Below are 12,185 nucleotides of genomic sequence, written 5' to 3'. Positions count from 1 at the left end.
CCGCGACGACGGCCCCGCCCGGTGGCATGTGGCAGATTGACGCTGGCCGGCTTGCCGGTCGGTAACGAAACCAGTACCCCAGGAGGGTATGCCCGTGACTACCGCGACCAAGGTTGCGATCAAGCCGCTCGAGGACCGGATCGTGGTCCAGGCGAACGAGGCTGAGACCACCACGGCGTCGGGCATCGTGATCCCCGACACCGCCAAGGAGAAGCCGCAGGAGGGCACCGTCCTCGCTGTCGGCCCGGGCCGGATCGACGACAAGGGCAACCGCGTGCCGATCGACGTCAAGGTCGGCGACACCGTCCTTTACTCGAAGTACGGCGGCACCGAGGTCAAGTACGCCGGCGAGGAGTACCTGGTGCTCTCCGCCCGCGACGTCCTCGCGGTCATCGAGAAGTAAGCAACCGATCAGTGTCGTCGCCCCGGTCCGGCTCGCCGGGCCGGGGCGTCGTCGCTTCGAAGGGACATTCATGGCGAAGATCCTGAGCTTCTCGGACGACGCCCGGCACCTGCTCGAGCACGGTGTCAACGCCCTCGCTGACGCGGTCAAGGTCACCCTCGGCCCGCGCGGGCGCAACGTCGTCCTGGACAAGAAGTTCGGTGTGCCCACGATCACCAACGACGGCGTGACCATCGCCAAGGAGATCGAGCTCACCAACCCCTACGAGAACCTCGGTGCGCAGCTGGTCAAGGAGGTGGCGACCAAGACCAACGACGTCGCCGGCGACGGGACCACCACCGCCACCGTGCTGGCCCAGGCGATGGTCCGCGAGGGCCTGCGCAACGTCACGGCCGGCGCCAACCCGGCCGGCCTCAAGCGGGGCATCGACGCGGCGGCCGCCAAGGTCTCCGAGGCGCTGCTCGGCCGCGCGGTCGACGTCGCCGACAAGAAGTCGATCGCGCACGTCGCGACGATCTCCGCGCAGGACGCCACGATCGGCGAGCTGATCGCCGAGGCGATGGAGAAGGTCGGCCGCGACGGTGTCATCACCGTCGAGGAGGGCTCCGCCCTGCACACCGAGCTGGACGTGACCGAGGGTCTCCAGTTCGACAAGGGCTTCATCTCGCCGAACTTCGTCACCGACATGGAGTCGCAGGAGTCGGTCCTGGAGGACCCGTACATCCTGATCACGACCCAGAAGATCTCGGCGATCGAGGAGCTGCTGCCGCTGCTGGAGAAGGTCCTCCAGAACAGCAAGCCGCTGCTGATCATCGCCGAGGACGTCGACGGCCAGGCGCTGTCGACGCTGGTGGTCAACTCGATCCGCAAGACCCTCAAGGTCTGCGCGGTCAAGGCCCCCGGCTTCGGTGACCGGCGCAAGGCGATGCTCCAGGACATGGCGATCCTCACCGGCGCCGAGCTGGTCGCGCCCGAGCTGGGCTACAAGCTCGACCAGGTGGGCCTGGAGGTGCTCGGCACCGCCCGGCGCGTGGTGGTCGACAAGGAGAACACCACGGTCGTCGACGGCGGCGGCAAGTCCGGCGAGGTCGCCGACCGGGTCGCGCAGATCCGCAAGGAGATCGAGGCCTCGGACTCCGACTGGGACCGGGAGAAGCTCGCCGAGCGGCTGGCGAAGCTCTCCGGCGGCATCGCGGTCATCAAGGTCGGTGCCGCGACCGAGGTCGAGATGAAGGAGCGCAAGCACCGCATCGAGGACGCGATCGCCGCCACCAAGGCCGCGGTCGAGGAGGGCACCGTCCCCGGCGGCGGCGCCGCCCTGGTGCAGATCCTGCCGGCGCTCGACGACGACCTCGGCTTCACCGGTGACGAGAAGGTCGGCGTGTCGATCGTGCGCAAGGCGCTGGTCGAGCCGCTGCGCTGGATCGCCCAGAACGCCGGCCACGACGGCTACGTCGTGGTGCAGAAGGTCGCCGACAAGGAGTGGGGCCACGGCCTCGACGCCGCCACCGGCGAGTACGTCGACCTGGCGAAGTCCGGCATCGTCGACCCGGTGAAGGTGACCCGCAACGCGGTCACCAACGCCGCGTCGATCGCCGGCCTGCTGCTCACCACGGAGAGCCTCGTGGTGGAGAAGCCGGAGAAGGCCGAGCCGGCCGCCGCCGGTGGGCACGGCCACGGCCACGGTCACGGCCACCAGCACGGCCCGGGTTTCTGACCCTCGCCGTACGCCTCGTCGGGGCGCACCGTCCGCGTGACGGTGCGCCCCGACGCCTTTCGGCCGCCGGCGCGACTACCGGCCGGCCGTCGCGTCGGAAACACTGGCCGGATGAGCAGCACGACGCGCGGCTACGCCGCCCTGGCCGGGGTCACCGCCGCCGCGGTGGCGATCGGCTCCGCCGAACTCGTTGCGGTGCTGACCGGCCCCCGTTCGGCGCCGCTGGTCGCCGTCGGGGGGCTCGTGGTCGACACGGTGCCCGAGCCGCTCAAGCAGCTCGGCATCGCCCTCTTCGGCACGTACGACAAGATCGCTCTGCTGGTCGGGACGGGCCTGCTGCTCGCCGCCTTCGCCGCGCTGCTCGGCGTGCTGTCGCGGCGCCGGCTGGCGATCGGCCTCGCCGGCGTCGCCGCCTTCGCCGCCCTCGGCGTGGCCGCCGCCGTGACCCGGGCCGGCGCCGGGCCCACCGACGCGCTGCCCTCGCTGGCCGGCGCCGGGCTCGGGGCGGCGGTGCTCTGGGCCTTCGTCGCCGGCCCGCTCGAACTCGACCCCTGGCCCTGGTCCCCGCCCGCGCCGCCGCCCGCCGAGAGGGCTACGCCGCCGCCCGCCGACGGGCCCGCGCCGCCGCCCGCCGAGAAGCCCACACCGCCGGCCGCCACAGCGCCTCCGCAGCCGTTGGAGCCCAGCGACCCGGCGTCGCGGCGGCGGTTCCTCACCGGGGCCGGGGTGCTGGTCGGCGCGGCCGGGGTGGCCGGGCTCGGCGGTCGCTGGCTCGCGGGCCGGCGGGGGGTGTCGGCGGCCCGGGATGCCGTCGTGCTGCCCGCCCCGGCGGCGCCGGCTGCGGCGGTGCCGGCGGGGGCGGAGCTGTCACTGACCCAGCTCGCGCCGTACGTGACGCCGAACCTCGGCTTCTACCGGATCGACACCGCGCTGGTGCTGCCGCAGGTGGATCCGGAGAGCTGGCGGCTGCGCATCCACGGCCGGGTGCGCAACGAGATCGAGTTGAGCTTCGCCGACCTGCTGGCCCGCCCGCTGGTCGAGCGGTACGTCACCCTCGCCTGCGTCTCCAACGAGGTGGGCGGCGACCTGATCGGCAACGCGCGCTGGCTGGGCGTGCCGATCCGGGAGCTGCTCGACGAGGCGGAGCCGGAGGAGGGCGCGGACCAGGTCGTCGGCCGCTCGGTGGACGGGTGGACCTGCGGTACGCCGACCGCAGTGCTCCGGGACGGGCGCGACGCGCTGCTGGCGGTGGGGATGAACGGCGAGCCGCTGCCGGTGGAGCACGGTTTCCCCGTGCGGATGGTGGTGCCCGGCCTGTACGGGTACGTGTCGGCCTGCAAGTGGGTGACCGAGCTGGAGCTGACCAGCTTCGCGGACTTCGACGCGTACTGGGTGCCGCGCGGCTGGTCGGCGCAGGGGCCGGTGAAGACCCAGTCCCGGATCGACCGGCCCCGCCCCCGCAACCGGCTCACCGCCGGCGCCGTCACGGTGGCCGGGGTGGCCTGGGCGCAGCACCGCGGCATCCGCCGCGTCGAGGTACGCGTCGACGACGGGCCGTGGCGCGAGGCGGAGCTGGCCGCGGCGGTGTCGGTGGACACCTGGGTCCAGTGGTCGTGGCGGTGGGACGCCACCCCGGGGGAGCACACCCTCTCCGTCCGGGCGACCGACGCCACCGGCGAGACGCAGACCGGGCGGCGGCAGGCGGTCGCCCCGGACGGCGCCACCGGCTGGCACACCGTCTCCGTCACGGTGCGCTGAGTTTCTCCCGGGCCGGCGGGGCGGGGTCCACGTCCTCCCGGGCCGGCGGGGGGGCGGGGTCCGCACGGCGATCGGCCTGCTGCTCGCCACCGGCACCCCGCTGGCGTGCCGGCGCTGATCGGCCGGGAACGCCGCGACGCCGCGTCCCCGGGGCGGGGACGCGGCGTCGGTGTGGTCTTCGAAGGCTGCCGGCTCAGGCGATCTTGCGCTGGGCGGGGACGGTCGACCGGTGCGGCTGACCCAGGCGGGCCTCCAGCCGGGCGACGTCGACGCGGCTCTGGCGGCGGTCGGCCAGGTCCTCCCAGCCGACGGCGAGCAGCCGCAGCCGCTCCGACTCGCTGAAGCCGCCCCACACGCCGTACGGCTCCCGGACGGCGAGGGCGTGGGCCGCGCACTCGGCCCGGACGGGGCAGGCGCGGCAGACGGACTTGGCGCCGGACTCCCGGCGCAGCCGCGACGAGCCGCGCTCGCCGTCCGGGTGGAAGAACTGCGCGCTGTCCCGGCCCCGGCAGGCACCGAGCCGCTGCCAGTCCCAGAGGTCGACGATGGGTCCGGGCAGTCTGCGTACGTTCGACATCAGCACCCCTCCTCCCGCGCGGCACCGCGCAGATCCTGGTGAATCGGCGTCCGGGCGACGGTCCGCGCAGGCGCGCCGTTTCCGGCCTGGAGCCTGGAGTACCCGGGCGGTCGCCGGCTCACACACCTGTGATCGAAAACTTCCGGCAACCGGTGGCATATGCCCCACTTGTCGGAAAAGTTCGGAGGATTGCCGGAACCCCCTCCCGACCCGACCCGGTCATGGTCTGCTCTTGGGCGGAGAGGAGACCCACTGTGCGTACGGTTCTCGTGTGCGTCCGGACACCGCTCGCGGCGCAGCATCTCGCGTCCGCAGCGGCACGGCTCGGTTTGTCCGCCGTGGTGCGGACGGCCGTCTCCGATCCCGAGGTGATGTTGCGGCTGGCCGAGCGCCCGGCCGACGTGGTGCTCGCGGACACCGCCCTCACCCGGCCGGACAGCGCGGGCTTCGTCCGACGGGTGCTCGCACGCGCGCCGCAGGCCTCCGTGCTGCTGCTCGGCACGGAGGAGTCGGAGGCGGCCATGGCCACCATCAGCGCCGGCGCCCGGGGCCTCATCCAGGGCGTCGACCACGACCTGACCAGCGCGGTGGCCAAGGCCCTGCTGCTGCTCTCCGCACCCGGGCGGGCGGCCCGGCGCGCGGTCACCGACCCGGCCCGGGACACCGCCGCGGTCGGCGGTCCCGTCCGGACCGGCCCGGCCGGTCGGCCGGCCGCCGAGACCGGCCCCGCCTGGTCGGCGACGTCCCCCGACGGCCCCGGCGGTGCCCCGACGGTGGTGCCGGCGCAGCGCGGCGACGACCCCGCCGAGGGCGCCGACGAGCCGGCCGAGGCGACGCCCGCCGGACGGCGGGGCGGGCCCGGTCAGCGCGGCGGCCGGTCCCAGGTCGGGCTGACCGAACGTGAGCTCCAGGTGCTGCTGGGCATGGCGGAGGGCAAGAGCAACGCCGAGATCGGCCGCGAACTGTTCGTCTCGGAGGACACCGTGAAGACCCACGCCCGGCGGCTCTTCCGCAAGCTGGGCGCCCGCGACCGCGCGCACGCCGTGGCGGCCGGCTTCCGCGCCGGCCTGGTGGCCTGAGTCGCGGCGAGCCGACATGCCTTTCCTCAGACGGTCACCGGGGTATCATGGGCCGTCGAGAAATGCCGAGGAGGTGCTCTACCCCTTGCAGAAGCGGAGTGCGAATGACTGGCCGCAGATTTTCGGATGGTAGCGGACGTCGAAGGGCCTCGCGCACGAAGAAGATCGTCGGAGCATCGATCGCCGCCGCAGGACTGCTGATTGTCGGCATTGCCGTTTCTGGAGCCTATTCGGGCGCCGGAGGAGGGGTCAGCGTCCACAACGTGGATGATTCTCCGCAGGACATCCGCGAGGTCTGGCCGCCGGAACGTCTTGAGGACGCCGAGCTGTCGAACCCGATGCCGGGGATCACGAAGGACTAGGCCGACGGTTCCTGCGTCTGACTGCGCCACGGGGACCTGCCGGAGGGATCGGGCAGGTCCCCGCGTGTCGTCGTGGTCAGCTGTTGACGGCGTTGATGATGGAGACCGCCGTGCTGCCGTGGTTGGCAGAGAACAAGTAGTTGTCGATGTAGTTCCCGTTGCTGTTGACGTTGCGATGGCCGTTGACGCCGACGATCCGGGGGCCGCCGCTCGTTCCGACGCCGGTCGCCATGGGCCCGCCGCTCGACCCACCGCCCATGTCGCAGTTCATCCTCAGCCGGTCGTCAAGGGGATTGAGGTTCGCGGCGTCGACGATGTTCCCCTCGCAGAACATCATGTATTCGCCATCTGCGAAGTCGGAGTCGGGCCTGTTGTAACCGATCACCGGATAGCCGTACGAGCGGGCATTGGTGAAGGCGGTTCCTCCGCCGAACGTGTAGCCCCAGCCTCCCACCCGGCCCTGAAGATCCAGACCGTCCTCCGGAACGACGATCATGGCTCCCATGTCGGAATCCTTCAGGTCGCCGCCGTCGATCCAGTCGTTCGAGGCGATGATGCTGAGTCCGAAGTACCAGCCGAACGGGTCGGACCCGTTCGAGTACGCCGGGATGAAGACGTGGTTGGCGAACCATCCCGCCTCACCGCCCGATCCCTGGTGGAGGCAGTGGGCCGCCGTCCACACGGCGTTTCTCGTGGTGGAGTTGATGGAGGTCCCGCTGCAGGAGGAGAACTCCGTCTCAGCCTGGTTGGAGAAGAAGATCCGGCCGACCGCTGACTGTGGTTGGACGTAGGTGTTGGAAACGCGCTGAGAGACGCTCACCGCGAGGGGTGAGATCGTCGAGGACGAGGATCGGGGCGCCCAGTTGTCCGGTGGCACCGCATCGGCCGTGGCCGTCGGAGCCGTCTCCGCCTCTGCCCGGGGGGCTTTCCCTCCGGCCTTCGGCTCGGCGTCCGGTCGGACCACGGGAGTGTCGGCGGGGTTCCTGGCCGCCCTCTCGATGCGTTCGGGGGTCCAGAACGCACGCAGGTCCTGGGAAGTCCTCCGCTCGGCCTGCGTCCTGACGGTGACTTCGGCCCGCTCGACCCGCTCCTGTTCCGGCGCTGCTGCGGCGGGGGCGGCAACGAGTAGCGAACTGGCCATCGTGGCGGCTGCCGCCACGATGGGAAGGAACAACTGCCTCTTCGGACGTTGCGTGATTGGGTGGAGCACGAACTCTCCGATCGGGGGTCGGCGCGTCCGCAGGCGGCCACACGGGGAGGCCTCCGAGTGCCCCCTGCGGGCGCTGGTCAACTCGGCCCAATCACCTCAACACCCCGCAAAGCATCGAGCAATGGGAATGTGTAATCCGTGAAATGACTCACTCACGGCTATCCCATGATGACGTTAGGTGATATTGCTGGCCGCTCAGCGTCCGGGCTCCTCGTCGGTGCCCTCGGTCAGCGTGTCGTGCACCCCGTCGGCGTAGCCACGGGCGTAGTCCCACGTGACGTAGTGGTCCGGGTCGGGATCGTAGGCCGGCTCGTGCACCCGGGGGCGGCCCGAGCTGAGCAGGTGGCGCAGGTTGCCCCGCAGCAGGTCCCAGTCGAAGTAGTGCGGCTCGCGACAGTCCTCGCACTCGATGACCAGCCCGCGCACCCCGATCGGCGCCAGCAGCGCCTGGTAGATCTCCAGGTCGGCGAGATCCTCCAGCACGTCCTGCCGCTCGACGTCGGTCAGCGGGTCGAGCGGGGCGTCGTCGCCCGGATCGTGCAGGCCGGCGGCCGGATCGGCCGGGTCGCCGTTGAAGGGGTCGATGGGCTCGTCGTGCACCCCCTCACCGTAGACCCAACGCGGGGGCCGCGTCCGCCCCCGGCAACCGGTGACCTGGGCCGCCACCGGCCGGGGACGGCCCGGGCCGATGGGTACGATGGGACGACGCGCCCGTCACCCGGCGTGTGCCGGTGCCCGCCCGCGCCACCTCACTGAAGCCCGTACGACCAGCTCAGGGGAGCAATCGTGGAATTTTCGCCCAGCACCGATCTTCCGGCCGGCGCCGACAACGGCGAGCTGGGCGGCCACCTGCCGGAGCTGCCCGCCGGCTCCCCCCGGGTGGTTCCGCTCGGGTTGACCTTCGACGACGTGCTGCTCCAGCCGGGCGAGTCGGACGTGGTGCCCAGCCGGGTCAACACCGTGACGAAGCTGACCCGCAACATCGACCTGAGCATCCCGCTGCTCTCCAGCGCGATGGACACGGTGACCGAGGCCCGGATGGCGATCGCCATGGCCCGCCAGGGCGGCATCGGCGTGCTGCACCGCAACCTCTCCCTGGAGGACCAGGCGCTCCAGGTCGACCTGGTCAAGCGCTCCGAGTCCGGCATGATCACCAACCCGGTGACCGCCAGCCCCGACGACACCCTGCGCGACGTCGACGCCCTCTGCGGTCGCTACCGCATCTCCGGTGTGCCCGTCGTGGACGGCGAGGGCCAGCTGGTCGGCATCGTCACCAACCGCGACATGCGGTTCGTCTCCGACCCGGCCACCCCGGTCCACGGGATCATGACCCGCACCCCGCTGGTCACCGCCCCGGTCGGGGTGAGCAAGGACGACGCCCTCGACCTGCTGCGCCGGCACAAGGTCGAGAAGCTGCCGATCGTCGACGACTCGGGCCGGCTGCGCGGGCTGATCACGGTCAAGGACTTCACCAAGAGCGAGCAGTACCCGGACGCCACCAAGGACGACGCGGGACGGCTGCGGGTCGCCGCCGCGATCGGCGTCGGCGACGACGCGTACAAGCGGGCCCGGGCGCTGGTCGACGCGGGCGTCGACGTGCTCATCGTGGACACCGCGCACGGCCACCAGCGGGCCGTGCTGGACATGGTCCGCCAGCTCAAGAAGGACGTGACGATCGACGTCGTCGGCGGCAACGTGGCCACCTACGCCGGCGCCCGGGCGCTGGTCGAGGCGGGCGCCGACGGCGTGAAGGTCGGCGTCGGGCCGGGCGCGATCTGCACCACGCGGATCGTCGCCGGGGTGGGCGTACCGCAGATCACCGCCATCATGGAGGCGGCGCGGGCCGCGCGGCCGGTCGGCGTCCCGGTGATCGGCGACGGCGGCATCCAGTACTCGGGCGACATCGCCAAGGCCATGGTCGCCGGCGCGGACACCGTGATGCTCGGCAGCCTGCTGGCCGGCTGCGAGGAGAGCCCCGGCGAGCTGATCTTCGTCAACGGCAAGCAGTTCAAGGCATACCGGGGCATGGGCTCGCTCGGCGCGATGCAGTCGCGGGGCCAGGCCAAGTCGTACTCCAAGGACCGCTACTTCCAGCAGGACGTGAGCAGCGACGAGAAGCTGGTCCCGGAGGGCGTGGAGGGGCAGGTGCCCTACCGGGGCCCGCTGTCGCGGGTGGCCCACCAGCTCGTCGGCGGGTTGCGGCTGGCGATGGGGTACGCCGGTGCGGAGAACATCCCGGATCTGCACGAGCGCGGTCAGCTCATCCGGATCACGGCGGCGGGGCTCAAGGAGAGCCACCCGCACGACATCCAGATGACCGTCGAGGCGCCCAACTACCACACCCGCTGACCATCCCCCTGCGACAACTGGAGTCCCCATGCGTGACGTGGTCGAGATCGGGCTGGGCAAGACCGCGCAGCGCGGCTACCACCTGGCCGACATCGCCATCGTGCCGAGCCGCCGGACCCGGGACGTCGACGACGTCTCCACCGCCTGGCAGCTCGACGCCTACCAGTTCGGCATCCCCTGCGTCGGGCACCCGTCGGACGCGACGATGAGCCCGGCCTCCGCCGTCCGGCTCGGCGAGCTGGGCGGTCTCGGCGTGCTCAACGTCGAGGGCCTGTGGACCCGCTACGAGAACCCGACCAAGGTCCTGGAGGAGCTGTCCGGGCTCGACGAGGACGCCCGCACCACCAAGCGGCTCCAGGAGGTGTACGCGGAGCCGATCCGCCCCGACCTGATCGCCGAGCGGGTCCGCGAGCTGCGCGCCGGCGGCGGCACGGTGGCGGTGCGGGTCTCCCCGCAGCACACCCTGGCGCTGGCCCCGGTGATCCTCGACGCCGGCGTGGACATCCTGGTCATCCAGGGCACCATCGTCTCCGCCGAGCACGTCTCGACCACCGACGAGCCGCTCAACCTCAAGGAGTTCATCGCCGACCTGGACCTCCCGGTCGTCGTCGGCGGCTGCACCGACTACAAGACCGCGCTGCACCTGATGCGTACGGGCGCGGCCGGCGTCATCGTCGGCATCGGCGGCGACGAGTGGTCCACCACCGAGTCGGTGCTCGGCATCCGGGTGCCGATGGCGACCGCGATCGCCGACGCGGCGGCGGCCCGCCGGGACTACCTCGACGAGACCGGCGGCCGGTACGTGCACCTGATCGCCGACGGCGACATCCAGACCTCGGGCGACATCGCCAAGGCGCTCGGCTGCGGCGCCGACGCGGTGATGCTCGGCGAGCCGCTCTCGCTCTGCGCCGAGGCGCCGGCCGGTGGCGCCTGGTGGCACTCCGCCGCCAGCCACCCGTCGCTGCCCCGGGGCGCCTTCGAGAGCGCCGGCGATCCGGTCGGCTCGATGGAGCAGTTGCTCTTCGGCCCGGCCGACGAACCGGACGGCCAGCTCAACCTCTTCGGCGGCCTGCGTCGCGCGATGGCCAAGTGCGGCTACCGCGACCTCAAGGAGTTCCAGAAGGTCGGCCTGGTGCTCGACCGCTGACCTGCGTAACCAGCCCCACCCGCACCGGCCACGCCGATAGGCTTGGCCGGTGCGTCGTACCCGCCGTCGGATCCGTCCCGCGCTCGCCGTCGCCGTCGTCGCCGCCCTGGCGTTCGCGGCCTGCACCGACGGCGACGAGCGGGACGGTTTCCGGCCGGGAGCGGCCGACGCCGGCGACCCGTACGTCCCGGGGGCCGGCAACGGCGGCTACGACGTGGCGGGCTACCGGCTGGCCGTCCGCTACGACCCGGCGACCGACGTGCTCTCCGGGCGGGCCGCGCTCACCGCCACCACGACCACCGCGCTGTCCCGGTTCAACCTGGACCTCGCCGGGCTGGACGTGTCGCGGGTGGCCGTCGACGGCCGGTCGGCCGCAGCCGCCCGCGACGGCGACGAGCTGGTGGTCACCCCGCGCGACGGGCTGCGGCGGGGCGCCCGGTTCACCGTCGAGGTGGACTACTCCGGCGTGCCGTCCGCGAAGGCCGACGGGCAGCTCGGCAGCGGCGGCTTCCTGCACACCGACGACGGGGCGATCGCGCTCGGCCAGCCCTGGTCGGCGGCCACCTGGTTCCCGGTCAACGACCACCCGTCCGACAAGGCCACGTACGACATCGAGGTGACCGTCCCGGACGGGCTGGCCGCGCTGAGCAACGGGGTGCCGGGGGAGAGGTCCGGGGCCGACGGCTGGACCACCTGGCGCTGGGCCGAGCGGTCGCCGATGGCCAGCTACCTGAGCACGCTGGTGATCGGCGACTACCGGGTGCACAGCGGCACGCACGCCGGCAAGCCGATGGTCACGGCGGTGCCGGCGAGCCTGCCGGCGACCGGTCCGGCGGCCGACTCGCTGGCCCGTACCGGCGAGATCGCCGACTTCCTGGCCAGCCGGTTCGGGCCGTACCCGTTCGACTCCTACGGCGGCGTCGTGGTCGACGACCGCCGGGTCGGCTACGCCCTGGAGACCCAGTCCCGACCGGTCTACGGGCCGAGCTTCTTCCGCGACGGGCCCAACCCGGGCGTGGTCGCGCACGAGCTGGCCCACCAGTGGTTCGGCAACAGCGTGGCGCTGGGCCGGTGGAGCGACATGTGGCTCAACGAGGGCTTCGCCAGCTACGCGGAGTGGCTGTGGGAGGAGCACGACGGCGGTCGCACTGCGCAGCGCAACTTCGAGCTGGAGTACGCCGCCACCGACTGGTCCCGGCCGTCCGTCGACCCGGGACGGTCCCAGTTGCTCGGTGCGGCCGTCTACAAGCGCGGCGCGCTCGCCGTGCACGCGCTGCGCCGCACGGTCGGCGACGACACGTTCTTCCGCATCCTGCGGGCCTGGACCGCCGAGCGGCGCGACGGCAACGCCACCACCGACGACCTGGTCGCGTTGGCCGAGCGGGTCGCCGGGAAGCCCCTGCGCCCGCTCTTCGACGCCTGGCTCGTCGGCGTAAGCGCCCCCGCGCTGCCCTGAGCCGGGGCGGGCAGGGTCCGGGCTCCCGGCGGCGGTCGGTAGGCTGCCGCCGGACACCGGCGCCGCACCGCCCGGTCCGCGCCGGCCGCCTGCGCGCCGCCGGCCCGGGGCGAGCGGGACCCGCCGG

General features: G+C 72.5%; 11 protein-coding genes. 8 read left to right on the top strand and 3 right to left on the bottom strand.

From position 1 onward, the window contains the following. Positions 1–88: 88 nt before the first annotated feature. From groES to KBX06_RS02295, 3 genes are all read left to right on the top strand, one after another. Positions 89–403: a co-chaperone GroES gene (gene groES, locus KBX06_RS02305; protein ID WP_018222648.1), complete on the top strand. Its 315-nt coding sequence runs from the start codon at positions 89–91 to the stop codon at positions 401–403. A gap of 70 nt (positions 404–473) precedes the next feature. After that, positions 474–2,120, top strand: coding sequence for a chaperonin GroEL (groL, locus tag KBX06_RS02300; protein ID WP_210832483.1), 1,647 nt, complete (start codon positions 474–476; stop codon positions 2,118–2,120). Between the two features lie 111 nt (positions 2,121–2,231). Beyond that, entirely contained in the window at positions 2,232–3,878 is a 1,647-nt protein-coding gene (locus tag KBX06_RS02295; RefSeq protein ID WP_210832482.1) for a molybdopterin-dependent oxidoreductase, read from the top strand. 193 nt (positions 3,879–4,071) lie between these two features. On the opposite strand, the gene KBX06_RS02290 is transcribed toward KBX06_RS02295, so the two are convergent. Further along, the gene (locus KBX06_RS02290) at positions 4,072–4,455 is read right to left on the bottom strand and encodes a WhiB family transcriptional regulator (RefSeq protein WP_210832481.1); all 384 of its coding nucleotides are present in this window, start codon (positions 4,453–4,455) and stop codon (positions 4,072–4,074) included. A 254-nt stretch (positions 4,456–4,709) separates the two neighbouring features. Between KBX06_RS02290 and KBX06_RS02285 the strand changes: the two genes are divergently transcribed. Then, the gene (locus KBX06_RS02285; RefSeq protein ID WP_210832480.1) at positions 4,710–5,534 is read left to right on the top strand and encodes a response regulator transcription factor; all 825 of its coding nucleotides are present in this window, start codon (positions 4,710–4,712) and stop codon (positions 5,532–5,534) included. A 104-nt stretch (positions 5,535–5,638) separates the two neighbouring features. Further along, positions 5,639–5,896, top strand: a complete 258-nt coding sequence (locus tag KBX06_RS02280; protein ID WP_210832479.1) for a hypothetical protein — start codon at positions 5,639–5,641, stop codon at positions 5,894–5,896. 76 nt (positions 5,897–5,972) lie between these two features. Here the strand turns inward: KBX06_RS02280 and KBX06_RS02275 are convergent, their stop codons facing one another. Further along, on the bottom strand, positions 5,973–7,106 hold the full coding sequence (locus KBX06_RS02275) for a hypothetical protein (RefSeq protein WP_210832478.1): 1,134 nt from the start codon (positions 7,104–7,106) through the stop codon (positions 5,973–5,975). A 195-nt stretch (positions 7,107–7,301) separates the two neighbouring features. Then, positions 7,302–7,706, bottom strand: coding sequence for a DUF5319 domain-containing protein (locus KBX06_RS02270; protein ID WP_210832477.1), 405 nt, complete (start codon positions 7,704–7,706; stop codon positions 7,302–7,304). 186 nt (positions 7,707–7,892) lie between these two features. Between KBX06_RS02270 and guaB the strand changes: the two genes are divergently transcribed. Genes guaB through KBX06_RS02255 form a run of 3 tightly spaced genes read left to right on the top strand, consistent with a single transcriptional unit; the run spans position 7,893 to position 12,058 of the window. Beyond that, complete coding sequence (gene guaB / locus KBX06_RS02265; RefSeq protein ID WP_210832476.1) at positions 7,893–9,455, top strand: IMP dehydrogenase; 1,563 nt, start codon at positions 7,893–7,895, stop codon at positions 9,453–9,455. Between the two features lie 28 nt (positions 9,456–9,483). After that, on the top strand, positions 9,484–10,602 hold the full coding sequence (locus KBX06_RS02260; protein WP_210832475.1) for a GuaB3 family IMP dehydrogenase-related protein: 1,119 nt from the start codon (positions 9,484–9,486) through the stop codon (positions 10,600–10,602). A gap of 49 nt (positions 10,603–10,651) precedes the next feature. After that, a complete protein-coding gene (locus tag KBX06_RS02255) occupies positions 10,652–12,058 on the top strand; it encodes a M1 family metallopeptidase (RefSeq protein ID WP_210832474.1) in 1,407 nt (468 codons plus the stop codon). Positions 12,059–12,185 lie beyond the last annotated feature (127 nt).

Source organism: Micromonospora sp. C31 (genome assembly GCF_018070575.1).
GTDB lineage: Bacteria > Actinomycetota > Actinomycetes > Mycobacteriales > Micromonosporaceae > Micromonospora.
The sequence above is the reverse complement of the archived record's forward strand: the minus strand, read 5'-3'. Positions and strand labels throughout refer to the sequence as shown.